This is a genomic window from Thalassospira sp., assembly GCF_048059015.1.
Classification (GTDB): domain Bacteria; phylum Pseudomonadota; class Alphaproteobacteria; order Rhodospirillales; family Thalassospiraceae; genus Thalassospira.
Genome location: NZ_JBLLNT010000006.1, coordinates 38906 through 61881 on the forward strand (window position 1 = coordinate 38906; position 22976 = coordinate 61881).

24 protein-coding genes and 1 riboswitch are annotated in these 22976 nt (G+C 54.6%); of the genes, 11 read left to right on the forward strand and 13 right to left on the reverse strand.

Going from position 1 to position 22976, the window contains the following annotated elements:
• Nucleotides 1-36: 36 nt before the first annotated feature.
• Entirely contained in the window at nucleotides 37-1419 is a 1383-nt protein-coding gene (locus ACMZ66_RS09500) for a diacylglycerol/lipid kinase family protein (protein WP_416936737.1), read from the reverse strand.
• A gap of 82 nt (nucleotides 1420-1501) precedes the next feature.
• Nucleotides 1502-2005, reverse strand: a complete 504-nt coding sequence (locus ACMZ66_RS09505) for a Dps family protein (protein WP_416936739.1) — start codon at nucleotides 2003-2005, stop codon at nucleotides 1502-1504.
• 224 nt (nucleotides 2006-2229) lie between these two features.
• On the opposite strand from ACMZ66_RS09505, the gene ACMZ66_RS09510 reads away from it, so the two are divergent.
• Together ACMZ66_RS09510 and ACMZ66_RS09515 are read left to right on the forward strand one after the other, a co-directional pair.
• Nucleotides 2230-2688, forward strand: a complete 459-nt coding sequence (locus tag ACMZ66_RS09510; protein ID WP_416936741.1) for a hypothetical protein — start codon at nucleotides 2230-2232, stop codon at nucleotides 2686-2688.
• A 105-nt stretch (nucleotides 2689-2793) separates the two neighbouring features.
• The gene (locus ACMZ66_RS09515) at nucleotides 2794-3375 is read left to right on the forward strand and encodes a YqaA family protein (protein ID WP_416936743.1); all 582 of its coding nucleotides are present in this window, start codon (nucleotides 2794-2796) and stop codon (nucleotides 3373-3375) included.
• A 77-nt stretch (nucleotides 3376-3452) separates the two neighbouring features.
• On the opposite strand, the gene ACMZ66_RS09520 is transcribed toward ACMZ66_RS09515, so the two are convergent.
• Nucleotides 3453-3662: a hypothetical protein gene (locus tag ACMZ66_RS09520; protein WP_416936744.1), complete on the reverse strand. Its 210-nt coding sequence runs from the start codon at nucleotides 3660-3662 to the stop codon at nucleotides 3453-3455.
• Between the two features lie 344 nt (nucleotides 3663-4006).
• Here ACMZ66_RS09520 and ACMZ66_RS09525 point away from each other — a divergent pair, with 344 nt between their 5' ends.
• From ACMZ66_RS09525 to chrA, 4 genes are all read left to right on the forward strand, one after another.
• On the forward strand, nucleotides 4007-4534 hold the full coding sequence (locus ACMZ66_RS09525) for a sigma-70 family RNA polymerase sigma factor (protein ID WP_416936746.1): 528 nt from the start codon (nucleotides 4007-4009) through the stop codon (nucleotides 4532-4534).
• Nucleotide 4535: 1 nt separating this feature from the next.
• The gene (locus ACMZ66_RS09530; RefSeq protein WP_416936748.1) at nucleotides 4536-4778 is read left to right on the forward strand and encodes a hypothetical protein; all 243 of its coding nucleotides are present in this window, start codon (nucleotides 4536-4538) and stop codon (nucleotides 4776-4778) included.
• Nucleotides 4779-5294: 516 nt separating this feature from the next.
• On the forward strand, nucleotides 5295-6770 hold the full coding sequence (locus ACMZ66_RS09535; RefSeq protein WP_416936750.1) for an AMP nucleosidase: 1476 nt from the start codon (nucleotides 5295-5297) through the stop codon (nucleotides 6768-6770).
• 201 nt (nucleotides 6771-6971) lie between these two features.
• Complete coding sequence (gene chrA, locus ACMZ66_RS09540) at nucleotides 6972-8249, forward strand: chromate efflux transporter (RefSeq protein ID WP_416936752.1); 1278 nt, start codon at nucleotides 6972-6974, stop codon at nucleotides 8247-8249.
• On the opposite strand, the gene ACMZ66_RS09545 is transcribed toward chrA, so the two are convergent.
• The 6 genes from ACMZ66_RS09545 to ACMZ66_RS09570 all read right to left on the reverse strand — a co-directional run bounded on the left by ACMZ66_RS09545 (nucleotide 8246) and on the right by ACMZ66_RS09570 (nucleotide 14706).
• A complete protein-coding gene (locus tag ACMZ66_RS09545; RefSeq protein ID WP_416936754.1) occupies nucleotides 8246-9715 on the reverse strand; it encodes a serine hydrolase domain-containing protein in 1470 nt (489 codons plus the stop codon). The genes chrA and ACMZ66_RS09545 overlap by 4 nt on opposite strands.
• Before the next feature lie 108 nt (nucleotides 9716-9823).
• Entirely contained in the window at nucleotides 9824-11002 is a 1179-nt protein-coding gene (locus ACMZ66_RS09550; protein WP_416936756.1) for a CynX/NimT family MFS transporter, read from the reverse strand.
• 160 nt (nucleotides 11003-11162) lie between these two features.
• On the reverse strand, nucleotides 11163-11744 hold the full coding sequence (locus ACMZ66_RS09555) for a helix-turn-helix domain-containing protein (RefSeq protein ID WP_416936758.1): 582 nt from the start codon (nucleotides 11742-11744) through the stop codon (nucleotides 11163-11165).
• A 116-nt stretch (nucleotides 11745-11860) separates the two neighbouring features.
• Nucleotides 11861-12430 (reverse strand): 16S rRNA (guanine(966)-N(2))-methyltransferase RsmD, encoded by a 570-nt coding sequence (gene rsmD / locus ACMZ66_RS09560; protein WP_416936760.1) that lies wholly within the window; start codon nucleotides 12428-12430, stop codon nucleotides 11861-11863.
• 6 nt (nucleotides 12431-12436) lie between these two features.
• On the reverse strand, nucleotides 12437-13987 hold the full coding sequence (locus ACMZ66_RS09565) for a pseudouridine synthase (RefSeq protein WP_416936761.1): 1551 nt from the start codon (nucleotides 13985-13987) through the stop codon (nucleotides 12437-12439).
• Entirely contained in the window at nucleotides 13984-14706 is a 723-nt protein-coding gene (locus ACMZ66_RS09570) for a gamma-glutamyl-gamma-aminobutyrate hydrolase family protein (RefSeq protein WP_416936763.1), read from the reverse strand. The genes ACMZ66_RS09565 and ACMZ66_RS09570 overlap by 4 nt, the downstream gene beginning before the upstream one ends.
• Before the next feature lie 313 nt (nucleotides 14707-15019).
• On the opposite strand from ACMZ66_RS09570, the gene ACMZ66_RS09575 reads away from it, so the two are divergent.
• Nucleotides 15020-15472, forward strand: a complete 453-nt coding sequence (locus ACMZ66_RS09575) for a nucleoside deaminase (RefSeq protein ID WP_297121981.1) — start codon at nucleotides 15020-15022, stop codon at nucleotides 15470-15472.
• Between the two features lie 10 nt (nucleotides 15473-15482).
• Here the strand turns inward: ACMZ66_RS09575 and ACMZ66_RS09580 are convergent, their stop codons facing one another.
• Nucleotides 15483-15956, reverse strand: coding sequence for an RrF2 family transcriptional regulator (locus tag ACMZ66_RS09580; RefSeq protein WP_416936765.1), 474 nt, complete (start codon nucleotides 15954-15956; stop codon nucleotides 15483-15485).
• Between the two features lie 153 nt (nucleotides 15957-16109).
• Here ACMZ66_RS09580 and ACMZ66_RS09585 point away from each other — a divergent pair, with 153 nt between their 5' ends.
• Together ACMZ66_RS09585 and ACMZ66_RS09590 are read left to right on the forward strand one after the other, a co-directional pair.
• The gene (locus tag ACMZ66_RS09585; RefSeq protein ID WP_416936767.1) at nucleotides 16110-16739 is read left to right on the forward strand and encodes a class I SAM-dependent methyltransferase; all 630 of its coding nucleotides are present in this window, start codon (nucleotides 16110-16112) and stop codon (nucleotides 16737-16739) included.
• Between the two features lie 234 nt (nucleotides 16740-16973).
• Entirely contained in the window at nucleotides 16974-17408 is a 435-nt protein-coding gene (locus ACMZ66_RS09590) for a DUF6196 family protein (protein WP_416936769.1), read from the forward strand.
• Between the two features lie 76 nt (nucleotides 17409-17484).
• Here the strand turns inward: ACMZ66_RS09590 and ACMZ66_RS09595 are convergent, their stop codons facing one another.
• Together ACMZ66_RS09595 and ACMZ66_RS09600 are read right to left on the reverse strand one after the other, a co-directional pair.
• Nucleotides 17485-17766 carry an Atu4866 domain-containing protein gene (locus ACMZ66_RS09595; protein ID WP_416936770.1) on the reverse strand — a complete coding sequence of 94 codons (282 nt, stop codon included), beginning with the start codon at nucleotides 17764-17766 and terminating at the stop codon, nucleotides 17485-17487.
• A gap of 83 nt (nucleotides 17767-17849) precedes the next feature.
• Nucleotides 17850-18596 (reverse strand): SDR family oxidoreductase, encoded by a 747-nt coding sequence (locus ACMZ66_RS09600; protein ID WP_416936772.1) that lies wholly within the window; start codon nucleotides 18594-18596, stop codon nucleotides 17850-17852.
• A gap of 170 nt (nucleotides 18597-18766) precedes the next feature.
• On the opposite strand from ACMZ66_RS09600, the gene ACMZ66_RS09605 reads away from it, so the two are divergent.
• A complete protein-coding gene (locus tag ACMZ66_RS09605) occupies nucleotides 18767-19684 on the forward strand; it encodes an AraC family transcriptional regulator N-terminal domain-containing protein (RefSeq protein WP_416936774.1) in 918 nt (305 codons plus the stop codon).
• A gap of 18 nt (nucleotides 19685-19702) precedes the next feature.
• Here ACMZ66_RS09605 and ACMZ66_RS09610 read toward each other — a convergent pair whose 3' ends face one another.
• On the reverse strand, nucleotides 19703-21304 hold the full coding sequence (locus tag ACMZ66_RS09610; protein WP_416936776.1) for a glucan biosynthesis protein: 1602 nt from the start codon (nucleotides 21302-21304) through the stop codon (nucleotides 19703-19705).
• 171 nt (nucleotides 21305-21475) lie between these two features.
• Nucleotides 21476-21678, forward strand: a riboswitch (cobalamin riboswitch).
• 215 nt (nucleotides 21679-21893) lie between these two features.
• Between ACMZ66_RS09610 and ACMZ66_RS09615 the strand changes: the two genes are divergently transcribed.
• Nucleotides 21894-22928, forward strand: coding sequence for an ABC transporter substrate-binding protein (locus tag ACMZ66_RS09615; protein ID WP_416936778.1), 1035 nt, complete (start codon nucleotides 21894-21896; stop codon nucleotides 22926-22928).
• The last annotated feature ends 48 nt before the right edge of the window (nucleotides 22929-22976 follow it).

The window sequence follows — 22976 nt, forward strand, 5'->3', positions numbered from 1 at the left end:
TAAAAAAGGCAGCCCATCGGGCTGCCTTTGTCGTTTCTAAAGCGCTTTAAGGATGTCGCGAAGTCGCTGATTAAGATCGCTCATCACCCGATCCAATCCACGCATGGGTGTCTTGATATCATCAGGTAACTTATCGACCGGAAGGTCATCGATCTCGGTCGCCAGAAGTCCTGCTCGGTCTTTCAGGCCGTTGGCAAGGCGCTGATCGACATCTTCAAGTAGCCAGCCCATCACACGGTCCCGCAATTCTTCAAGGCTATGCAGGTCCGGATCCGGCGATGCGGACGGGATGCCATGCGGGCGCAGGCCCAATTCAAGCTGGCGGCAAATGTCACGCAGATGACGTATGCCGTCATGGCACAGTGCGCGAAGGTCACTGTTTTGTGCGACGGGAAAGATCGCCTCAAGCCGCAGGGCGAAATCAAGACTATCGCGTAAAATGTCATTGATCCGGGCGCGATGGGGCAGCGGGGCCTGATCGCTGGGCTCCAAACCCTGATCGGTTTGGTCGACAAAACTGTTGGGGGCAAAGACCGGCAAAACACCTGCGCGGATGGTAAATGTTGCCGGCAGTTCGCCAATGATCTCGCCATCGGCCAGAATGGGGGCGCCGTCTTCGCCTTTGACCGTGATGCTGTCGCATTCTATGGTCATGGCATAGGTGCTGTCATCGACCGAGCCAAACAAAAGGCCTGCTGCCACATCAAGGCCGCTTAGGGTATCGACACTGTCGCGGATGGCGAACATATGCAAAAGACCGTCTTCCGGGCTTTTGGTTTCACTCGGGCGCAGGCCGCCGCCAAAGTAACGACCATTGGTGATGGTCAATTGGCGCAGTTTGATGTTCAGGGCGTCTTCATCGCCACATGCAATCGACAGGTCCAGCGGATCCATTTCATGCCAGCTTTGCCAATTGGCAACCGCATAGCTGATTGCGCCCAGGGTACGTTTTAAATCCGGGTTGATGCGTTTGCGCGCATCGGCGGGCACACCGATGCTCGCAGCATTGATAAAGCTGTGATCATTGACGCGACCAACATCGAGCATCCTGATCTGTCCATGAATGGATGCGCGTGCCGCATCGATCAAATCATCGGGCAGGGTAAGGGTGCGGGCAAAATCATTGGCAGTGCCAAGCGGGATCGGGATCAGAACAACCTTATTGTCAATCACCGCATCAAGGATGGCATTGATCGTGCCATCACCGCCGCCAACGGCGACGATATCGCCGGGACTGGTGTGGTTGGTGATCTGATCGCAAATGGCGTCGGGATCATCGCAAAGGGTCAGCTCGGTCTGATACCCGGCATCTTCAAACACTTCGCGCAGCGGCAGTGCCGCATTGTCGCGCCATGCCTCAGGCAATTTTTCCTTGGTCAGAAAAAGACAGACTTTACCGGTCAGATCAGAGCTTTTCACAATGATGGTCCCTTATAAGGAAAGGTAAAAGGAATGGCTCGAAAGCCAGTGCGCATTGCACCAGCTTTCGAGCAAAATGTGGTTATGAAATGGTCGCGCGCAGCATCCAGGCTGCTTCTTCATGCACGCCGATGCGTTCTGTCAGCATGTCGGCGGTTTTGACGTCTTCGACGTCTTCTGCCGCGGCAACACCATCACGGATCAGGCGCGCCATCTTTTCATGGTCTTCAACCAGCTCCTTGACCATGTCATTGGCGGGAAGAAGTTTGGTCTGATCAGAAATGACGGAATTTTCCAGCATTTCCTTAAGCCCGGTTGGTGCCGAGAAGCCAATTGCACGAATGCGTTCTGCCATATCGTCAATTGCGTCATTGAGGTCTTCATATTCCTCCTCGGTCATTTTATGGAGCGAATAGAAGGCCGGACCGACAACGTTCCAGTGAACACCACGAACTTTGGCATAGAGTACATGCGATGAACCAATGATCTGGGTCAGCATCTTGGCCAGTTCGCGACGATCCTTGCGGTCCACGCCGGTTTCGACGGGAAATTCCTTCGCAACGGTCTGCATACTGCTATGTGCCATAAGTAAACTCCTTTGCTTATTACGCGTCCCCGAACATCAATGCGCTTTGATAGCCACATTGTGTTCCGCTTCGTAAGTAGGACGCTTTCCCTGAAAACGCGCATTTTTGGCAAAGGTTCCACGAAATAAAATAACCACAATTGGAACATCTTTTCGCACCAACCGTTGTTCAGGGTAAGCAGCGCACAAGTAATCGTGCCGCTTTCACAAATAAGGAGGTTGTGATGTTGAGCAAGAATGTATTGAAGATTGGTACTGTCCTTATGTCTGTTGGCCTGGTAGCGCCTGCATATGCGGGATCAAGCGATACATCCGGGACAATGGCAACCGACGATGCGATGAAATCTGACACCGACAAGCTCGGTGACAAGATTGCCACCCAATATAACGAAGCCAAGGAGTTTACCTTTGAGCAGAAGGAAGATTTCCTGGCATGGGTTGATGAAAAATCAGACCAGCTTGGCGATCAGTATGACGATGTGTCTGCCCGCGTGAAGCAGGACAGCGCAGAAGCCGTTGACGAGCTGGCAGAAGCCTGGGATAGCGCCAGTGATGATCTGAGCGATGCCATGGCCGACGCCAAGGATGCTTCTGCTGATACGTGGGAAGACGTGAAGGTAAATACGCTTAATGCGCTTGAAGATGCGCAGAAGGCTATCTCGGACAGTCAGTCCGCCGAATAAGACGTCACAACCTGAACTCGGCGACATGACGTCCGAGGATGACAGCCCGCCCGTTATGGGCGGGCTGTTCTTGTCTGGGGATACGAAGCGGAAGGACCGCGATATATGGCGCAGCAAAATCAAAAATCATCATCGGCACTCGTGCGTGGATGGCAATATGCGCAACAGAAACTGTCCAGGCTTGCGGATGGCCGAAAGGGACTTGGCGGGATTTCGGTGGCGTCCTTTTTGGAAACCACGATCATCCCCATTCCGATCGAGGTGATCATTGCACCGATCATGGCCGCATCGCGTGCGCGCGGCTTCATCATCGCAACCGTGACCCTGATTGGCAGCGTTGTCGGTGCAGTTGCCCTGTACCTGTTGGCGTGGGCTGTGTTTGATGATCTGGCACAGCCGCTGATCGACATGACTGGCGGGCAGGAACAGTTTGACGAACTGGAAACCAAGTTTGAGCAGGGCGGCTTTTGGGTGGTCTTTGCCATTAGTATTGCGCCTGTGCCAATGCAAATCGCCGCCTTGGCGGCCGGGGCTGCGTCCTATCCAATCTGGTTGTTCTTGATTGCGATTATTGCGTCGCGCGCGCTTCGTTATTACGGACTGTGGGTGTTGGTTTTGGGATTTGGTGCGGGAATCGCCAAGATATTTGAAGGGCAAAAGCCCGAGCTTGATGGGCAAAATCAATAAAACTGCTCACGTCAGGACGGATGAAAACGAAAAAGGCCCGGCATTTGCCGGGCCTTTTTCGTGGGGAGATAGATTTTTTATTCCGGTTCTACGCGGAAATCAGTGGTGCTTTTGCCTTCGGTATCGGGTTCATCGATGTCCTCGGCAACCAAACCGCGGCGAATGAGTTCGCGAATGGCAGCGGCACGGGTCGGCATACGATGTTCGAAACGCCAGTCATCAATGACCTTCAGCTCTTCGTCATCGAGCATGATCTGGAGTTTTTCTGTTCTCTTCGGGCTTGCCACGTGGGGTTTCCTGTCAATTTCAGAGGGTGTCAAAACCGCCTGAAGCCATTGAAAATCAATGTGTTCAAAAATTTTGGAGTAAGTGACGTTACCGCCATTTCCTCCATAAAACAACTATCTTGCGGAGGTGACATATCTTCGGTCACCTGTGTAAGTAATGTAAAGTAATTATAGTCCGTATATAATGTAAATGAATGAAGTTATCTAGATTGTGTCACATATGTGTTTTGATGTTGTTGTGTATATGCTGTGACTTCACTGTATTGCCTAAGTTAACTATACGATTTTACTTTAAATATTATTTTCATTTGTTACGGTTGGGGCATCCGAACAAGGAGGTTGTGATGTCTGAACAAGTGATGAATGAAATCGAAGACCATGTACCCGCGTTGCGCCGTCACGCATATCGTCTGACCGGCAGCACGGATATGGCGCAGGATCTGGTTCAGGACACCTTGCTTAAGGCGATCAGTAAAAAGGACCAGTTCGAAGAAGGCACGAGTCTGAAGGCCTGGTTGCACCGGATCCTGTTTAATACCTTTATTTCCGGCAAGCGCCGCGAAAAGACACGCGGCCCGCAGGTCGACTGGGATGATCTTGGTGATGTCTATGGTCATGGCAGCAATCAGATGGCCCGTCTGCAACTTCGTGATGCGGACCGTGTGCTTGAAGACCTGCCGGAACAGGAACGCGAAGCCATCATGCTGACCGCGGTTGAAGATGTGTCCTATCAGGATGCTGCTGATCGAATGTCGGTCGAGATCGGAACGGTGAAATCCCGTGTCGGACGGGCGCGCCGCAAGCTGCGTGCGTCTGTTGGTCAAATCGAAGCCCGCGAACATGCATCGCGTTACGTGGCGGAGGCCGCATGATATGAGCCCGGTTCTTGCGATATATGGCAGGGAAGACATTCTCGGCTATGTGCGCGGGACGCTTGATGACGACGAAGAAAAAAAGGAAATAGAAAGTCTGGTCGAAAGCGACCCGCGTGCTGCTGAAATTGTCTGTGGACTGCGTAAAGTGAATTTAGGTGACCATTGGGCATTTGATGATGCGGCGCATCGGCGGCTTAGAAAATTGCAGTCGATTGCGCAAAGCGCAGGCATATTAGCTTAGTTATGCGCTGGCGTCATACAAGGTGCGCGTCAAATAGATTTGACTTAAATGACCAATGGTCATATAAAGATCGATATCAGGGTTGACCGTCTTTTCCCTCAACGTCTAAGGCACCTCCCTGAAATTGCCGAAACCGTCCCCCGGTTTCGGCACTTTTTTTATCTGAATTCCGGATCTGCTTTCCCATCGCGGCCCAAAGATTGCCGTGATCCTGGGCCAAGTTATGAACAGCGCATCAAAACTGTCATTTGGAATTCTTGAAAATAAATCCGACATATAGACCATAACCTTCTGAAACCACCGGGAAAGCGGGCTTTATCGGAATTGGCTTATTTTCGCAAAATCGCGAATTCGCCCTCCGATTGAGAAAGGTCACAAAGTTTTCGGTTGTCAGAAGGCGGGCGGGCGGTGATAAATCTCTCGCTCCAAGGGCTTTTGTTATTGATCGGGCGCGATTTCGCGCACCTGGATCAGATGAAAGAACCCAAACAACAATAACAAAAAGGAGCATCCAATATGGTTTCTGGAGTCCACGGATCGGTACGCGATCTGTTTGAATTTACCGACGCTGACAAGGCACTTGCGCGCATCAAGGATATCTATGCGACCGGTGCCAATGCCGTCCAAGAGGCCTTTGACCGTTTCGGTCAGGGTCAGCAATCTTCCCCTGTGCGCGCCTATTATCCGTATCTCGGTATCGAGGTGCCGCCGGAAAAACTGCATGTCGAAAGTACCCTGTCATTTGGCGCACCGCGCGATCCGGGTGTCTATGGTACGACGCTGACCCGTCCCGACCTGTTTGAAGAATATTATCGTGAGCAGATCGAACTTCTGCTCAAAAACCATGACGTGCCTGTTGTGGTTGGTGTTTCGGACCGTCCGATCCCGTTGCCGTTCCTGGTTGCATCCGCAACCGACAGCATTGGCCCGACCGATATCCGTCCGATGCAGCTGATCTTTGATATGCCCGATCTGGCCCGTACCGATGATGATATCGCCAATGGCGTGCATTATGCTGCGGTTGCCAATAACGGGCCAAAGCCGCTGTCGCTGTTTTCTGGCGAACGTGTGGATTACTCGCTGGCCCGTTTGCGTCATTACACCGCAACCGCGCCCGAGCATTTTCAGAAGTTCGTGCTGTTCACCAACTATCAGCGCTATGTCGACGAGTTCATCGAATTCGCCAAGTCCCAGCTTGAAGACCCCAAAAGCCCCTATGTCGCGTTTGTCGAACCGGGGCCGAAGGTTCATGTGCGTAAAAACGCACCGAAAGCGTGGAAAGAAAGCGGTGAAGCCGTCAAACAGCTGCCACAGATGCCGTCCTATCACCTGATCCGTGAAGACGGTCTGGGTGTGACGCTGGTCAATATCGGTGTTGGTCCGTCAAATGCCAAAACCGCAACCGATCACATCGCGGTTCTGCGTCCGCATTGCTGGCTCATGTTGGGCCACTGTGCCGGTCTTCGTCGTAGCCAGCTTCTGGGCGATTATGTACTGGCCCACGGTTATGTCCGTGATGACCATGTGCTTGATTCCGATCTGCCGCTTTGGATTCCGGTTCCGCCGATTGCCGAAGTTCAGGTCGCCCTTGCAGACTCGGTTGCCAAAATCACCGGTCTTAAGGGCCGCGAGATGAAGGCACGCATGCGCACCGGTACGGTGGCAACGACCGATAACCGTAACTGGGAGCTGCGCTATAGCGAGCTGTTTGGTCGTCTTAACCAGTCACGTGCAATTGCCGTTGATATGGAAAGTGCGACCATTGCCGCGAACGGTTTCCGCTTCCGCGTTCCATATGGCACGCTTTTGTGTGTTTCGGACAAGCCGGTTCATGGCGAGTTGAAGCTGCCGGGCATGGCCAATAACTTCTATCGCCAGCGGATTGGTCAGCATCTTCAGGTGGGTCTTGATACGATCGATACCCTGCGTCAGGAAGTCAACCAGCTCCATTCGCGCAAGTTGCGTTCGCTTGACGAGCCTGCTTTCCGCTAAGCGCTGCTGGTGCCTGCTATCAGGTGTCCAGAAAGTTTGATCTTTTTACCCCTGCCATTGGTTGATCCCGGTGGCAGGGGTTTTGTTATGGTTTGATGACGAATGGTGGCGGGGGGGCTTTGGGCTTTGCCGCTTGGATGCGATTGCGTATGGTCAGGCAAAATCAAAACGCGCCATGTGATCATGGGGATATGACCCGCAATGTCGAACCCGACCGTCGAAAATAAAAAGGGCAGCGATCCCAAATCAGATGCGAATGGTGCGTCTTTGCCTGCTGATGGTGTTGGTCTGTGGCAGGTATTTCTGATCTTCCTGCGTCTTGGTTTGACAAGCTTCGGCGGCCCGGTCGCACATATCAGCTATTTCCGTGAAGAATTCGTCGCGCGCCGCAAATGGCTGAGCGATGCGCGCTATGCCGATCTTGTTGCCCTGTGTCAGTTCGCGCCCGGTCCTGCCAGTTCGCAAGTCGGCATGGGGATTGGCATGGCGCTTGGCGGTATTCGTGGATCGCTTGTGGCATGGCTTGGTTTTACCATGCCCTCGGCCATTGTTTTGGCTGTGCTTGGTATGGCGTTTGTCGGCTTTGACCTTGGCAGTGTTGATGGCGTTATCCGCGGTCTGAAACTTGTGGCGGTTGGGGTGGTTGCCCATGCGCTGCTTGGCATGGCGCGCAGCCTATGTCCTGATGTCCCGCGCGCAGCCATGGCCATTATTGCAGCCATCATCATGATCGCCAGTGATACGGTTCTGGCCCAGTTCGGTGTGATCATTGCCGGGATGATTGCGGGCTTTGTCCTGTTGCGTGGTCAAGCCGCCCCGGACAGCATGGATGGCCATCCGGTACGATCGGCAAAGGGTGCGATCGTTGCCCTTGTGCTGTTCTTTGCGCTTTTGGTGATCCTTCCTATCGCCGCACAGCTTGATGGCACCGGGCTTTTTGCCGTGATCGACGGATTTTATCGCAGTGGTGCGTTGGTATTTGGTGGCGGGCATGTTGTGTTGCCCCTGCTGCAAAATGCGGTTGTCGATCCGGGCTGGGTCGATGCAGATACTTTCCTGGCCGGTTATGGCGCGACACAGGCGGTACCGGGGCCAATCTTTACCTTCGCGGCCTATCTCGGTGCAGCGCTTCATACCGGGGCGGGTGGCACTGGTGTCATGATCAGTGCGGTGACATCACTTGTTACCCTGATCGCGATATTCTTGCCCGCTTGGCTGCTTGTGGTCGGGCTTCTGCCCTTCTGGGATCGCGTGCGTCACGTGCCATCCATGCGCGCCGGACTGATGGGGGTGAATGCCGCCGTTGTCGGATTGCTGGCAGCGGTTCTTTATGACCCGATCTGGACCGGCGCTATTCACGATCTGTTTGATATCGGCTGCGTCATCATTGCCTTTGCCGTTTTGCAATGGCGTGTGGTGCCGGTTTGGGCATTGGTGGGTATTGGCGCGCTTGCAGGCTTTATCGTTGGCCTGATTTAACCGTCTGACGGCTCGACTGCACTGTTATCGGAATTGATGTCATCGCTTGGTGGCATATCATCCGGAACAGTTGGTGCGTCCGGGAAGATATTGTTCAGATCGGCGATGAATTTGCGCAGATCAAATGCGCCACGTTTACGCGTGATGCCAAACCGGACAACCACCAGATCCTTTGATGGAATGATGCTCATCGATTGACCATCATGACCAAGCGCGAAATAGGCATCATCTGGCAATGTCGGTGCATCGGCGCGCGGATTTCCGTCTTCATCGCGTCCGCCAGGCAGATCAAGCCACCAATGCGCACCATAAGTGCCATTCGGGTCACCATCCGCCGGTCGGGTGGAATAGGAAACCCAGCCTTCGGGCAGGAGGCGTTCGCCATTCCAAACACCATCCTGAAGCATGAATTGGCCGATCTTGGCCCAATCGCGCGCGGTGGCATGCATGAAGCTTGAGGCAACGAAATAGCCATCCGGATCGGTTTCGATCACAGCATCATCAATTCCAAGCGGTCGGAACAGCAAATCGGTCGGACGGTTTAAATAGGTTGCGCGCGAACCGCTCAGGTTCCGGATCGCCGCAGACAGCACATTGCTGGCCCCGGAATTATAGCCAAACACTTCGCCAGGCTGATGCTCCAACGGCTTGGCAACCGCATAGCCCGCAGCTGCAGGTTCGATGAACAGCATTTGCACCACATCCGAAAGCGGGTTCCAGTAGCTTTCATCAAAGGCAAGGCCGCTTCTCATGCGCAGCAGATCGTCATAGGTGATGGCCGCGCGCGGATCGTTTGTCTGGGCTTGCCATTCATTGATCAGAACCGGGTCATGGACATCGGGCATCAGGCCTTGATGGCGCATGCGGCCCATCAAAACGTTAAACACGCTTTTGGTCATCGACCAGCCGGGCAGGGGAGTATCGGCATCAATGCCCTCGGCATAGCGTTCGGCAACCACTTTGCCCTGATGCAGGATCACGACCGCACGCGTGCGCCGTTCGGGGATAACGCCCGGCTCATCCATCGCATCAAACAGAATATTGTTAAGCGCGCGACGATCAACATTGGCCGGAAGAGCCGCAGTCAAAAGTGGTTGCGGCGTGATCGGGCGAATGACCGGTGTTGAGTTGCGCAGCAGCGCAATATGCGCCTGATCATCGGCAAGGGTACAGCCAAGATTCGGGCGGTAGACAGCAAACCGTTTTCGGAAGCCGAATGCGTGGGCGCTGACGGTTTGATTGCGCAAATCTACATTGGTGGTGATGAGTGACAGAAGGACGTTGTTATCGGCAAGAACGTCTTCTTCGCGTGCGCGGCTCGATGTCAGGCCATTCACAAAGATGGCGGAGCACATCACTTTGGCGCTGTAACCCGCACCCACCGGGGCCAGCCAGATGAAAAAGCCCGCAAGTACGGAAAGACCAATCAATATCGTCCCGATAAAGATGGCCTTAATCCACTGCATCCCGCTTCCTTATCCTGCGAAGTCGTCGCTGCCCAAGTATGAGGGCAGGAGGGTCGCCTGCTTCGCAGGATAGGTCAAGCCATCGTATCGTATAGGTAAACGCAGGTCCTAGTTGGCCGGGCGACTTGCCAGCCGTCTGAGCGGTGATTTGCCAACCGAAATCAGGAAACCGGCGAAGTAAAAACCAGACAGAACCAGCGCCGCACCAGCCCAGCCATCCTGATCAATCATCGCCCCCGTAATCGGCGGAACAATCACAACAAACACCTCGGCAAACTGGGCCAACATGCCCTGCAATGCAGGCATTGAAAGACCACCTTTGGCAATGGCTGGCAAAAGCGCAAAGCAGGTCCCGGCAACAGCCCCCTGACAGATGTTGAAAATGATCAGGGCTGCGATGCTAAGCGACATGCTGGTGCTGATGAAAAGGGTACCAATCGCAACCGACATGATCGGCAGGAACAGGATCAGGATCGCGCGACCAGATACGTCGCGGCCCAAAACCATACCCGCCCCGACACTGCCAACAATGTTTCCGGCAATGGCGGTGGTACCAATGATCCCTGCTGCCAGAGCAATACCGATATCAAGCTGATCAGCAAGCATCGCGGGCATGAAGGCAAGGGCAGCTGACGTCGCACCGGCAAAGGCCGAGAAGGTGAGTGCGACCTGAAGGGCTGCGCGTGATTTCAAAACGCCCATTACGCCAACGATCAGCGATTTGCGAACCGTGCTTACCGCAGGCTTTTCCATCATGGCAAGCAACGGCAACAGGATCACGACCGGCACGGTGCAGGCCGCAACCGCCAAGCGCCAGTCGAGCCAGACAACCATCGCCGCACTAACCCAGTTGCCCATCGCAATCCCGACCGGGATGAACGTGCCCCAGATCGCCATCGCCATCGCAACCAGCTTGGGATTGTTAAAGCCCGCCATCCAGCTTGGGGCACCAACGACAATCAAAAGATAACCAATACTTGTTACCAATCGACCGACATAAAGCATGGTCGCGACATTGGCGGTGGCAAAGATCGTTGCCCCGGCAATCATCATGATGCAGCCCAGAACAAGCGATTTACGCAAACCTGCACGTGCCGCCCAAACGCCGGTCGGAATGGCGGTCAGCGCACCGGCTGCGGTAATCAGCGACGCAACAAGGCCAAATTCGGCCTGGCTCAGACCAAATCCCGCACGAAGATCAGGCGCGATGGGGCCGATCAGGCCCACCTGCATCGAGGCGGTTAATCCAAGTCCGTAAAGAATGATGATGGCTGCAATCGGCGGCATGGGGCGTTTCCGTGGGGTATTTGTATATCGTTATGGGGCGTTCTTTCAGCCCGGATATGCCAATACCGGCAAAGCAAAAGGCTGCGTTTTATAACTACCCGAAAACGGTTGTGTATATCCACGTATGAAATATGCGCGGGCTTGGCCATGCCCTGCCGCGTCAGATATGCGTAGGTGCCTGATCAAACCCGGTGGTCAGGCGCACAGCCGTCCCGTCGGACAGGAAAAAGCGTTCCCACAGGATAAAGCTATCGACGATGCGCATTGGTGCGCCATCGCGCCGCGATGTCTGAAATGTCAGATGATCGGCCTGATCTTCATGCCAGCCCAACTCATGCAGGCTTTTTTCAGCCGTGGCGATTTCCGGTGTGGCAAAACGCCAAAGCGACGTCCCGATCAGCGAATTGCAATCACGTTGCCATTCTTCCTGACGGGCATTGGAGGCACAAAGAAGACGGTGCGATCGATCTTCGATCAGATGGACACGCTGATTGGAATGGGTGACAAGTCGCTTGATCGCCTGATCCAGACGGAAGTTGCGTTTGCGCGTCATCATCTGATCAATCAGGTCATATTGTAGCGGGGCCGGGCGTTGTGTGCCGTTTTCCCACCGTGAAACCGTTGCCTGCGTCACACCCAGAATATCGGCCAGACGCGACTGTTTAATGTCGCTCGTGCGGCGCCATTGGCGCAGCAAACGTCCGAATTCCTTATCTGGTGCTGTTTGCGATAGGGCTTTCATCACTACCAACTGATCTTCAATGGGCGCCAAAGGTAGCACAAAATACCAATGCTGGCAGCCATCGGGTGCGAATGGCTGGTCTGCGGCAATACGCTGGTGCTTGCAGGATGCCGTGACTAGCCGTTCAGGCGGCCAATATCAATCTGGCAACGGCCATATTTGCGGCTGTCGAGCAGATCAAACCCGGCAAGGCCGATTTCCGGATCACGCGGGTCACGTTCGGCTATGATTAGTGTATTGCTGCCAATCCAGCCGGCTTTCGCAAGGGCGGCAATGCTGGGTTCCAACAGTTCCTTGCCATAGGGCGGATCAAGAAAAACCATACTGGCAGGTGCATTTGCACGCGGCGGTTTGGTGGCATCCGCACGTTGTGCCTTGGCCTGATTGCTGACTTTAAGTGTCGCGATATTATCGCCGATTACCGAGATCGCCTTGCGGTCGGTGTCAAAAAACACCGCACTTGATGCGCCGCGTGACAGGGCCTCAAGCCCCAGGGCACCCGATCCGGCATAGGCATCAAGAATGATGCCGTCATAAAGTGGGTGGAAGTCATCCTCGTACCAGCGGGATGCGTGCGAAAGGATGTTAAAAAGCGCCTCGCGCACACGATCAAGGGTCGGGCGGGTATCACGGCCTTCTGGCGCGCTTAAAACCCGTCCACGATGACTTCCGCCAACAATCCGCATTGCTGATTAGTCCTTCTTGCCGCCGCGCGGACGATTGCCTGCCGGTTTGCGACCCGGTGCACTGTTGGTGCGGTTGCCGGTGTCAGAACGACCCGCTGGCTTGCCACCCGGCTTACCGGTCGGTTTACCACCCGGTTTGCCCATCGGCTTTCCACGACCACGGTTTTCGATGAAGCCCGGTTTGCCCTCGCGTCCACCTTCGCGACCCGTGTCACGGCTTGGTCCACGACCCGTATCGCGGCCTGTGCTGCGACCGCCATCGCGCCCGCTATCCCGACTTGGGCCACGGCCGGTATCACGACCAGTATCGCGTCCCATATCCCGACCGGTGCTGCGACCGGTATCACGTCCCGCATCGCGACCGGTATCACGGCCAAAATCGCGTCCGGCTGGGCGACCACCTTCGCGGTGGGTATTGCTACGACCACCAGATGGTTTGCCGTCAAACGAACGGTCATCGGATGCCTTGCCGCCTGCACCGTAACGACCGCGCCCCTTATTGGTCGGGCGTGCGTTGCCACGATCTTCGCGTTCTTCACGCTCCGGCCGATCAACTGCCGCCGCCGGTTTGCCGCGACCACCCGGACGCGGGGCTGCACCGATGCGCGGGCCTTTGCGCGCACTGCTGCCGGAACGTTCGCGGGTATCGCGCTTTTCCTCGGCTTCGGCATTCTGCGGTGCTGCGTTCGGACCACCTTGCGGGCGGCTGCGCTGGGCCGGTTGGCCAAAGACGGTGCGCGGGGCCTTCGGGCGGGACGTGCCGCCACGGGCAACTGATTTCTTTTCTGAAACCTTGCTGTAATCACCCCGGAAGAAGGCGGCGAGCTGTTCCTTCATCACCTTGCCGGTGATTTCTTCGCATTCGCCGGGAGCGAGATTGCCCAGCTGGAACGGACCATAGGAGACACGCATCAGGCGCGTCACCGGCCAGCCCAGATGTTCCATCACGCGACGGATTTCACGGTTCTTGCCTTCGCGAAGGGTCACGGTCATCCAGGCATTGGTGCCCTTCTGAACGTCGACTTCGGCCTGGATAGAGCCGTAATTCACGCCATCAACCGTGATGCCGTCTTCAAGCTGTTTAAGTTTTTCTTCCTCGATCCGGCCATGCACGCGCACACGATAGCGGCGCGCCCAGCCCGTGGCGGGAAGTTCAAGATAACGTGCCAGCTCGCCATCGTTGGTCAGCAAAAGCAAACCTTCGGAGTTCAAATCAAGACGACCGACCGAAATCACGCGCGGCACATAGCTTGGCAGATGTTCAAACACTGTATCACGGCCCTGTTCATCGCGGTGGCTTGTGACCAGACCGCGCTTTTTAAACAGGCGCCACAGACGCGGTTTTTCTTTTTCCGGCAACGGCTTGCCATCAACAATGATCTCGTCCTCGTCGGTGACGGTCACAGCTGGGCTATCAAGCTTTTTGCCGTTTAGACGCACCAAGCCTTCGGCGATCATGCGTTCGGCATCGCGCCTGGAACAAACACCGGAACGCGCAATGCGCTTGGCAATACGTTCGGGCTTGTTGTCGTCTTGGTTGTCGGTTTTGTCGCTCATTTGCGGGCCTCGGAAATCAGGGCGTCGAAAATCTTCGCATCGCCCGAACTGATATGGAATTCGGGATGCCACTGGACCCCGAGACAATAACGGTATTTCGGATGTTCAATCCCCTCGATCACGCCATCAGGCGCATAGGAATTGATGATGACATCCGGGCCAACCCCATCAACCGCCTGATGGTGGGCGGAGTTGACCGAAAGTGTTTTCACATCGCCAACGATCCTGGCCAGAAGGGTATCGGCCTCAACCGTGACATCATGGCCGGCTTCATCGCGCGGATTGGGCTGTTCGTGGGGCAGGCAGTTCTCAACGCGATCGGGGATATGCTGGATCAGCGATCCGCCCAGAATGACGTTCAGCAATTGCTGCCCACCACAAATGCCCAGAACCGGCATGTCGCGTTTAAGTGCACCTTCGGCCATTGCCCATTCAAATTTGGTGCGGCGATCCTTGGTGACAACCGTGTCGTGTTTTTCAGTCGCGCCAAACAGGCTCGGATCAACGTCAAACGCACCACCGGTCACAACCAGCCCGTCAATCAGATCAAGCAGATCGGGAACCAGTTCAACCTCATGGGGCAGCGGCATGGGAATGCCACCTGCGGCCGTCACGGCACCGGCATAGTTTTCACGCAGCGCATACCACGGGAATTTGGAATATCCCCCCGGTTCTTCGGAATCGAGTGTGATGCCAATGATCGGCTTGCGCGTGGTCATGACGAACTAAACCTTGATGTCGGTGACGGAATGGCGAATGAATTCTGGCGGAAACTACCTGTGTAACCCGTTTGGGGCAACGGCAATTCACGCCGACGGTCCATGCATTTCACGCAGGCAGTTTTGGTTCTGGTCACAGATTTGGCGCAAATGCGTGCCAGCATCATCATGGCTTGACCGATCCCACCTGAAATAGCACTCTGATATGTCAATGGCATGACCCTAATCAACGGGTCCTAAAATGAAGTAAAAACAACAGGCCAGGATCGACAATCATGCCATATGTCGACGGCGATTGCGGGATGGAAAAATCATGAGTGCAGACAGCTATATGGACATGGCCCTTGAAGAAGCACGCGCAGCAGCCCGTCGCGGCGAAGTGCCGGTCGGGGCGGTTCTTGTCGATGCTGATACCGGTGAAGTTTTGGCACGCGCCGGAAACCTGACCGAAGAAATGAACGATCCAACCGCCCATGCCGAAATTCTTGTGATCCGTGCTGCTGCCGGGGCCAAGGGTGAACCGCGGCTTCCCAATTGCGATCTGTATGTCACGCTTGAACCCTGCCCGATGTGCGCGACCGCCATCTCGTTTGCCCGCCTGCGCCGGGTTTATTTCGGGGCCTATGACCCCAAGGGCGGCGGTGTCGATCACGGTCCGCGCGTGTTTGAAAGCACTAGCTGCCATCACCGCCCCGAAGTCTATGGCGGGATTGGCGAGGTTGAGGCTGCCAAACTGCTTAAGGATTTCTTTGGGTCACTGCGTTAAGCACGAAGCCCTAATGCCTATGCGGGCCTTCATGGACCAGACTGTCTTTTGACAGACCAAGCTCCGCCAACCGCTTTTCAAAATCGTCGGCCAGATCGGCCATGGTGACCGATGACAGCACGTTGATGAATGTCTCGGACGCCAGTTGCAATGCACGTGTGGTCGCCGTATTGGCCGCCTTTTCCATCAAGCATTGCGATCCTTCATCGCCGCAACCGAGCGCAAAAAGGGTCGGTGCGCCCAGCGCCTGATAAATCTCGGCCAGTGTGATTTGATCAAGTGGTCGCGCCAGTTGCCAGCCGCCACCATGCCCCTTGATGGATGTTAGAATACCCTGATCACGAAGTCCCGCCATGGTGCGGCGAACCACAGCCGCATTGGTATTGAGCATCTCGGCCAGTTGGTCGGATGTGGCCGGGTCTTTCATCCCGCTTAGATGCAAAAGCGCATGTAAAACGCGCGGAAGGCGGTTGTCCTGACGCATGGGGTGGTCCTGTCTGGTAGTCAATTTTCCAGTCATTTCTAACACATGTAACTTTCAAAGATACATGAAATTGACAGGTGCACCGAATCATGTAACTTTTAATGTTACGTGATTCGCGAGCACGCCACCCTCAACAACCCCGAAAGACATGACATGAACATCGATCCAAAAATGGACCCAAGAAAGTTTTGGGAAGAAACCTATGAAAAGGCGTCGCCGAAAACGAGTGGCAAGCCATCCGCCATTCTTGAGCGCTTCGTCAAAGATCGTCCTACTGGCCACGCGCTGGAACTTGGTTGTGGCAAGGGGGATGATGCGGTTTGGCTTGCCAAGCAGGGTTGGACTGTGACCGCTGCCGATATCTCGGAAACCGCACTTGGTTATGCCAAGGCAAATGCAAAGCGTAATGGCGTTGAAAGCCAGATCACGTTCGAAGCACATGATCTGACCAAAAGCCTGCCGGAAGGTGTGTTTGATCTGGTCACTGCACAGTTTCTGCAATCCCCTGTCGAGTTTGCCCGTGAGGCAGTCTTGATCAAGGCCGCAGCCATGATCGCAACGGGCGGGTTGCTTCTGATCACCACCCACGGATCGCGTCCATCTTGGTCATGGGCACCGGAAGACACGATTTACCCAACCCCGCAAGAAGCCTTGGCGGCTTTGGCGCTTGATACCGGTCGCTGGTGTGAAATCGCGGTCGATAATTTCGAACGCATGGCAACCGGGCCAAAGGGTGAAAAGGGATCGGTTATCGATACCGTTATCGCCCTTGAACGATTGTAAAAAAGCGCAAGGGCAGGCAGCTTTCAATCTTGTGCCATAGTTAGCTCTGGTCTAAGTACTGGACGAACACTTGCGGGCACGCCCAACCTAAATGAAACTCTCTAAGTCAAGAGAGAGGCGTCTCAGCCAATCCCGAATGCCGCAGACTGCTGGAATGACACCAAAGCATTCAAGCAACTAATCCCTGTGCAGATCTGCGGCACCAGAAATTCAAATTCCCAAAGGTTTAGTTGAATGGTCAATATTTCTCACGAGACCGCAGAGCAAACGAAAGTCAGGCTTGAACGTGTTGTTCAGGAAAGCCGTTTGATGATTTTGGACCATTCCTATGCGTTCGAAGAGTTCCCCTTGGCCGAATTCTCCGCAAAGGCCAATCCGGAAGCATTGGCACTTGTTCGTGATGATCAAGTTTGGAGCCAATTAGTGAAAAGCAATGATGCCAATGCAGAGTTGTTCGCGATCTGGCGTTTTCACTTTCCGGCAGATGCTGACAATTCCGGTTTTGTCGGGTGGTTGGCGATGCATCTCAAAGAACTCTTTGGTACAGGCGTGTTTGTTGTTTGTGGGCAAAACAGTGCAGACGGCGGGATATTCGACTATTGGGGCTGCCCGTGGGAATTGCGCGAAAGTGTTTTCCGTGAAGTGCAGCGCCTGGTGTCGCCTAACTAAACGTGCGTTGAGCACCTAAAGGCGAATTGAACTGGCCTTAAGCATTTGTTGCCGACTCACGTAGCAGCCGAGAAATTCATTCGGCATTTGTCGCGCTGCTACTTGGGCTTCGGAACATCACCATGCCGCCGTGATACAGGACATCATTTTCGAAATAGCCATCGGCGGTAAAACCGGTGTCATCCTGATAGGTGATGTAATTCCCTGAAACCTGATAGTCGCCCTGATAGGCTGACTGACGTGTGCCACGGGCCTCGTCATAGCGGCCATCGGCACGCAGTTCCTGACGGATATGACCATCCTTGGTCACCCACATGCCGACATACGGGTGCGGGGCGATTTCAGCGCTTTTGTTCATACCGGCCTCCTGTTGGGGCCATGCTGGTGATGCGAACACCACCAGCACGGACAGAAAATACAAGGATTGCAGAATGATCTTCATCAGAATGCCGATGCCGTCGGACGGACAATGACTTCGTTGATGTCGACATCTGCGGGCTGATCAAGGGCATAAAGCACAGCACGTGCAATGGCATCCGGGGTCAGGGATACCTGACGGAACTGGGTCAGAAGCTCCTTGCTGTTCGGATCGGAAATATCGTGGCCCAGTTCGGTCTCGACCACGCCCGGTGAAATGGTGGTGACACGGACATTGGTGCTTTCCTGACGCAGGCCTTCGGAAATGGCCCAGACGGCATATTTGGTTGCGCAATAGACAACTCCGCTTGGTACGACCATGTGCGCAGCGATCGATGCGGTGTTGATCACATGCCCGCCGCCTTGTTCCTTAAAGATCGGAAGGACCGCGGCAATACCGTTCAGGACACCGCGAATATTCACATTGATCATGTTGTCCCATTCGTCGGTCTTAAGGGCGGACATCGGGGCAAGCGGCATCACACCGGCATTGTTAAAGATCGCGTCAACGCGGCCAAACATGTTGTGTGCGTTATAGACCAGTGCCTCGACACTTTCGGCATCCGTCACATCCACCGAACGGGCAAGGGCGGTACCACCGGCGGCTTCGATCTCGGTCGCGATCTGATCAAGGCGCTCTGTGCGACGCGCACCCAGAACGACCTTGGCACCTTTTGCTGCAAGGAGTTTGGCGGTGGCTTCACCAATGCCGCTGCTGGCCCCGGTGATGACGACGGTTTTGTTTTCGACAAAATTGATCGGGTTCGACATGACATCCTCCATGTGTTTGTGTCATGGCGCTTACTGTGTCGATAAAGCGGGCGTTGCTGAATACACAGAACTCGAAACCGATTGCCTATTCCTCCAAATTCGGGATCGCGGCCTTTTATGCGTGGTTGGGTGGTGTATAGTGCATGCTATGGAAATAAAGGGTTCTGGTGATGGATAGCTATCAGCGGCTTTGTAATTTAATTGACAAATACTGTGATCCCGACGGTGCAGTGCGTACTGCGATTGAACCAGTCGGGATATATCGCGCGACCGGTCCCAGCCTTAAGGTGCCGACGATTTACAAGCCGTGCCTGTGCCTGATCATATCAGGGGCAAAGGAAGTCACGCTGGGTCAGGAAGTCTATCGCTATGAGCCGGGGCAGCTTCTGGCGGCATCGGTTGATCTGCCGCTGGTCGGGCATGTCACGAATGCCAGTATAGAGGTACCTTATCGTAGCCTGTCACTGGATCTGGATGCCAAGATATTAAGCGAGCTTGTCACCAACATGGATCTCAATATCGGGTTGGAGGGGGACAGCACGCGCGGGCTTTTTGTCGAACAAACCACCCAGTCACTGGTCGATGCGGTTTTGCGTGTGGTGGATTTGCTGGATCATCCCGATGAAATCCCCGTCATGTTGCCGCTTTTGATGCGCGAAGTGCATTATCGGCTGCTGCGCACCGGGCAGGGCATCTTTATTGCCCGCCTTGCCATGGGCGGCAGCAACATGCAGCGCATTTCATCAGTATTGCGTTTGATGAAGGATAATTTTGACAAGCCGCTTCGTGTCGATGAGCTGGCCGATCACGCAAATATGAGCCCGTCATCCTTCCATCACCATTTCAAGCAGGTCACCGCCATGAGCCCGCTTCAATATCAAAAGCGGCTGCGCCTTACGACAGCACGTCAGATCATGCTGGCCGAAATGAAGGATGCGGCAAGTGCAGCCTATGCGGTGGGCTATGAAAGCACATCACAGTTCAGCCGTGAATATGCCCGCATGTTTGGCGCACCGCCGATGCGTGATGTCATGGCCATCCTGAGCCAGTCACCAGACGGTGCCGCCAATAGTGGTATCAGTGGCTAACGACGTTTGATCTAATCGTTAGCCCTGCTGCTGATTGCCAAGGGCTGGCAGATGCTGGAACAGCCAAGTTTCACTAAGCGGTGCATCACCACGTTTCAGATACATCCGCAGATCAACCGGGTCTGTGCCCGTTGCCTTAAGATCAAAAGCCGCGCGCCAGATGCGGGTATCCATGATCGGTTCGACCTTGGTGCGGGTAATTTCCCCGCGTGAGGTCGAAACAACAATTTCCGGGAACTCGCCATAGGCAAGGGTGCCCAGAATGTCGCCTTCGAACTCGACAGAAAACTTGATCTCGTCCTTCGGGCGATTGGTGCCGGGCTCACCACCACGGCCCATGCGGGTTGAGGTGGCGGTTGCCAGTTCCTTGACCGGAAACGGGTTATGGGCCTGCCAATGCAGGCGGTATTTGAACTGATAGCTATTCCCTGCCTTGGCCGCTCCATTGGGCACCCAGAAAGCGGCGATATTATCGTGGATTTCATCGTCGGTCGGGATTTCGATCAGCTGAACCGCACCATCATTCCAATCCCCCTGCGGTTCGACCCACAGGCTGGGGCGACGGTGATAGCGCACACCATCAAGATAGTTTTTCACATCGCGGTCACGCTGCATTAATCCAAAGCCGCGCGGGTTGTGATCGCCAAAGGCAGACGCGCGAATGGTTTCCGGGTTATTAAGCTGTCGCCAGATGCGCTCGCCCCCGCCGGTCCAAAGTTCCAGCCCGTCGCTGTCATGCACTTCCGGGCGCCAGTCAAACCGGAATGATTTGTTCTGCTCGGAATACCAGAACATGCTGGTCAGTGGCGCGATGCCAAGGCGTTCGATGTCTTTGCGCAAGAACAGATGTTTTTCAACATCCATCGTCACCCCTTCGCCGCGATAAAGCAGGAATTTATAGGCGCCCGTGATGCTCGGTCCGTCCAGCAGGGCATAGATCGTCACCGGGTCTTCCGGGTTTTTCGCCGGTTCGATAAAGAACTGGCGGAAATCGGGGAATTCTTCGGGAACGGACGTCGCGGTATTCACCGCAATGCCACGTGCAGACAGGCCATATTGGCCTTCATCGCCAATCGCACGGAAATAGGATGCACCAAGGAAAGCTGCCCAATCTTGGGTTTTCCAGTCATCACGCGCGTGATTTTCATGCAGGCGGAACCCGGCAAAGCCACTATTTTCCTGAAGCTTCCGGGCAATGCTGTCTTCGGGCATGTCGAAATAGCTTGGTTTATAGATCACCTCGCGCGCCTGCCCGTTATCAAGCAGATACATATGCACGGGCTTGGCGAAATACATGCCAAGATGGAAAAAGGTCGCAGGATAGGTCCCCGACCCATCGGAAAACGGCGAATGGTCGCGCTTGTAATGAAGCTTTCCATGGGTGTCGTAATCGATCTTGCCGACGATTTCCGGGTTCGGCGCGACAGGTGGCTCGTATGCCTCGGATGCCATCGACTTGACGCGTTCGATCAGACCGGCAAAGTCAAAGGACTGCGGGCTGCCCAGATCAAGACCGGGAACCTCGGCCAATGCCGCCTGATAGATCGACATGCCAGGCAGGATCAAACCGGCAGCAGCGATCGATTTCAAAAAGCGTCTACGTTCCACGGAAGTCGTCATGTGCATCCTGTTCCGAAATTTTTGTCGTCCGGCCAAGCATACCGGGCAGTGTGGAGGTAATCGGGATGAAACATGGCAAATTCAAGGTGCAAACAATTGCGGATTTTGCATGGGCCAATGTCGGAATATCGCTGGTGATGTGGCAATTCCCTTGACCGGTATTTTTGTTTAATCTAACCGTCAGGTGTCGGTATCCAGATTTGGATAAAGGGAATTCGATGTGGGTCGATTGATCGGCCCGTTAACCGAAGCTGCCCCCGCAACTGTAGGCGGTGAGCGTCTTTCTGACCAATGCCACTGGGAGCCAACCCGGGAAGGCCAGAAAACGCAGTGACCCGCGAGCCAGGAGACCTGCCGACATAAGCGACGGACCGGGCGGGGTGCCCCGGAGAATGTTGGCTTGTGTCCGGTTTTTGGCAGAAAAGTGCGCTTTTCACATTAAAACGCCCGGATGCTACCCGCCATTTTCAGACACCTTTGCCAGTCCCTTGACGGTAGTAAAATTAATGTTATGTTATAACATAACATTTGATTGGCTCGCCAGGTCATCCCTTTATGCTGACAGGCGTGCCCGCGAAAGGAAGTCAAAGTGATCTTTACGATCCAATCTTACAAACATGCACTGGCGGTCGGGGTGTTTGCCGCTGGCATGGTTTCAATGTCATCTGCAGTTCTTGCAACCGACTATCCCCTGACGATCAAAAATTGCGGCAATGTGCTGGAATTTGATGCGGCCCCTGAACGGGTTGTGTCGCTTGGTCAAAGCACGACGGAAATTCTGTATTCGCTGGGACTGGGCGACAAGGTCAAGGGGACCGGCGTGTGGTTTGGTCCGGTGCTTGATCAGTTCAAGGATGTGAATGCGACTGTCCCGCGTCTGGCCGATAATGATCCGGGTTTTGAAACCGTTGTTGCCCAGAAACCGCAACTGGTGACCACGCAATATCAGTGGCATGTCGGTCCCAAGGGTATTGTCGGCACGACCGAACAGTTCAACGAACTTTCCATCCCGGTTTACACAGCAGTTGCCGATTGCGTTGGCAAAGATAATACCGGCGGTGGTGATGGTGTGCGCAATCAGGGTTTCTCGATGGATCTGATCTATCAGGAAATCACCGAACTTGCGCAGATCTTTGACATCGAAGATCGCGGCACGGCGCTGATCGCTGATCTCAAAGCGCGCGAAAAGCAATCACTTGATCAGGTTGTTGCGACCGGAAATGACGATGTGTCGGTGGTTTTCTGGTTCTCAAGCTCCGAGATCAAAGCCGATCCTTATGTCGCGGGCAAAAATGGCGCAGCGGGTTATGTCGCGGCCAAGCTTGGTGTCAAAAACATCATTGATAGCGATGAAGAATGGCCGACCGTTGGATGGGAAACCATCGCACGCGCCAATCCTGACATCATTGTCATTGGCAAAATGGGCCGCCGTCGTTTCCCGGCCGATGATTGGGAAGTCAAAATGGACTTCCTGAAAACCGATCCGGTCACAAGCCAGATGAAAGCTGTTCAGAACGGCAATATCGTCGTCATGGATGCGCAATCGATGGACCCGACCATCCGCACGATCGAGGGGATCGAAACCCTTGCCAAGGCGGTCGAAAAGCTTGGTGCGACCCACTAGGCCGATTTGATCATGAATGCGGATATGCCCGGAGAGTTCCATGTTTGA

Excerpts from the sequence above, each read along its gene's own strand:
- ACMZ66_RS09550 (WP_416936756.1), bottom strand. The coding sequence starts at position 11,002 with ATGCCGCCGATTGCAGCCATCATCATTCTTTACGGACTTGGATTAACC.
- ACMZ66_RS09525 (WP_416936746.1), top strand. The coding sequence starts at position 4,007 with ATGTCTGAACAAGTGATGAATGAAATCGAAGACCATGTACCCGCGTTG.
- ACMZ66_RS09600 (WP_416936772.1), bottom strand. The coding sequence starts at position 18,596 with ATGTCGAACCCGATCAATTTTGTCGAAAACAAAACCGTCGTCATCACC.
- rsmD (WP_416936760.1), bottom strand. The coding sequence starts at position 12,430 with ATGCGGATTGTTGGCGGAAGTCATCGTGGACGGGTTTTAAGCGCGCCA.
- ACMZ66_RS09595 (WP_416936770.1), bottom strand. The coding sequence starts at position 17,766 with ATGAACAAAAGCGCTGAAATCGCCCCGCACCCGTATGTCGGCATGTGG.
- ACMZ66_RS09580 (WP_416936765.1), bottom strand. The coding sequence starts at position 15,956 with ATGCGTCAGGACAACCGCCTTCCGCGCGTTTTACATGCGCTTTTGCAT.
- ACMZ66_RS09555 (WP_416936758.1), bottom strand. The coding sequence starts at position 11,744 with ATGAAAGCCCTATCGCAAACAGCACCAGATAAGGAATTCGGACGTTTG.
- ACMZ66_RS09530 (WP_416936748.1), top strand. The coding sequence starts at position 4,536 with ATGAGCCCGGTTCTTGCGATATATGGCAGGGAAGACATTCTCGGCTAT.
- ACMZ66_RS09510 (WP_416936741.1), top strand. The coding sequence starts at position 2,230 with ATGTTGAGCAAGAATGTATTGAAGATTGGTACTGTCCTTATGTCTGTT.
- ACMZ66_RS09505 (WP_416936739.1), bottom strand. The coding sequence starts at position 2,005 with ATGGCACATAGCAGTATGCAGACCGTTGCGAAGGAATTTCCCGTCGAA.
- ACMZ66_RS09575 (WP_297121981.1), top strand. The coding sequence starts at position 15,020 with ATGAGTGCAGACAGCTATATGGACATGGCCCTTGAAGAAGCACGCGCA.
- ACMZ66_RS09590 (WP_416936769.1), top strand. The coding sequence starts at position 16,974 with ATGGTCAATATTTCTCACGAGACCGCAGAGCAAACGAAAGTCAGGCTT.
- ACMZ66_RS09605 (WP_416936774.1), top strand. The coding sequence starts at position 18,767 with ATGGATAGCTATCAGCGGCTTTGTAATTTAATTGACAAATACTGTGAT.
- ACMZ66_RS09565 (WP_416936761.1), bottom strand. The coding sequence starts at position 13,987 with ATGAGCGACAAAACCGACAACCAAGACGACAACAAGCCCGAACGTATT.
- ACMZ66_RS09515 (WP_416936743.1), top strand. The coding sequence starts at position 2,794 with ATGGCGCAGCAAAATCAAAAATCATCATCGGCACTCGTGCGTGGATGG.
- ACMZ66_RS09535 (WP_416936750.1), top strand. The coding sequence starts at position 5,295 with ATGGTTTCTGGAGTCCACGGATCGGTACGCGATCTGTTTGAATTTACC.
- ACMZ66_RS09585 (WP_416936767.1), top strand. The coding sequence starts at position 16,110 with ATGAACATCGATCCAAAAATGGACCCAAGAAAGTTTTGGGAAGAAACC.
- chrA (WP_416936752.1), top strand. The coding sequence starts at position 6,972 with ATGTCGAACCCGACCGTCGAAAATAAAAAGGGCAGCGATCCCAAATCA.
- ACMZ66_RS09570 (WP_416936763.1), bottom strand. The coding sequence starts at position 14,706 with ATGACCACGCGCAAGCCGATCATTGGCATCACACTCGATTCCGAAGAA.
- ACMZ66_RS09545 (WP_416936754.1), bottom strand. The coding sequence starts at position 9,715 with ATGCAGTGGATTAAGGCCATCTTTATCGGGACGATATTGATTGGTCTT.
- ACMZ66_RS09610 (WP_416936776.1), bottom strand. The coding sequence starts at position 21,304 with ATGACGACTTCCGTGGAACGTAGACGCTTTTTGAAATCGATCGCTGCT.